General features: G+C 56.3%; 1 protein-coding gene. It reads right to left on the bottom strand.

Features of this window, described 5'->3' with window-relative positions:
- Positions 1 to 335 precede the first annotated feature (335 nt).
- A partial coding sequence (locus VWY60_RS16935) for an IS110 family transposase (protein ID WP_416541234.1) occupies positions 336 to 785 on the bottom strand: 450 nt, incomplete at its 5' end.

Here is a 785-nt window from a genome sequence, read left to right as displayed (position 1 = left end):
TTTACTGACGTAGACATCCCCTTGTTCTCTCCTGGAGTGGTGGATGAGTTCATTTTCTAAACTTGGCTTGTTAGGTTTGACTGGGAGATTTGAGCCTAATGTATGTACCGGCTGCTGTTCGCAAGTGAGATATTGGCGTGGCTTGCGGAAGTCGCTGATATGTATCCGGCCGGTTTGTCGGCTCGCGGGCCGTGGCCATTTTTGGGTTACGCACGCGCCGTGGTCTCATTACTGTCCAGACCGATGACGATCATTTGGGCTCTCAGACTCTGGGGGCGTAGTGTCTCCGTACCATGCTTTTCTCCTTCGCGAACTCCTTTGGGACTTGAGGCGCTTCAGATGGCGCCCAAAGCCTCGTCTCTCTGGACCGCATATTTCGATCCGTGGCGCAGAACGCTCCATGCGGTGCGGGCCAGCTTGTTGGCCAATGCAACTGCGGCCTTGTTGTGGGGCATGCGTGCCGTGACGCCCCTCAGCCAATTCCCCAAGCCCACGGCATCCCAGCGGTGTGGACGCATCAAGATGACATTGGCAGCCTGCACTAACAACATGCGTAAATACCCATTGCCGCGCTTGCTGATCCGACCAAGGATGGTCCGCCCACCTGTGCTGAACTGGCGCGGCACCAGACCTACCCACGCTGCAAAGTCCCAACCTCTGTCAAATACCTCGCCCTTGCCAATGGCGGCAACGATCGCCGTCGAGATCAGTGGACCGATCCCCGGAATGGTCATGATGTTGGCGCTGTTTTCTTCTGACTTGCTGATCTCTTCAACCTCTGAGGA

It is taken from the genome of Phaeobacter sp. JH20_26, from assembly GCF_048056275.1.
GTDB classification, from domain to species: domain Bacteria; phylum Pseudomonadota; class Alphaproteobacteria; order Rhodobacterales; family Rhodobacteraceae; genus Phaeobacter; species Phaeobacter bryozoorum.
This window is presented reverse-complemented; position numbering and strand designations above follow the sequence as displayed.